General features: G+C 43.8%; 1 pseudogene. It reads right to left on the reverse strand.

Annotated features, from left to right (window positions below):
* Positions 1-272 (reverse strand): annotated as a pseudogene (locus tag ACFINC_RS11620) (insulinase family protein); the annotation flags it as partial.

Raw genomic sequence — 272 nt, forward strand, 5'->3', positions numbered from 1 at the left:
GCGTGATGAGATTGAGGCGTTCAATTGTTTCCGATATTGGAATGGGACGACCGTAAAGAAGTATTTGGCGAGCAATGAGATGTGCTTGACTAGAAGGATTTTCCTGTGACATTGTGAGATTAGCACGGTATTGCGTTTGTGCTCGTTGGAGTTCATTGGCGTGAATATTTTTGCTTGCCTTGGAAAGTTCATCAAGAATCACAGGCACAAGTTCTTTGAGTCCTTCTTGTCCAGTCGCTGCGTGAACACCAAAAAGCCCAGTATCTGAAAAA

The sequence above is a fragment of the Bartonella sp. AP58NXGY genome (genome assembly GCF_042195785.1).
Classification (GTDB): Bacteria; Pseudomonadota; Alphaproteobacteria; order Rhizobiales; family Rhizobiaceae; genus Bartonella.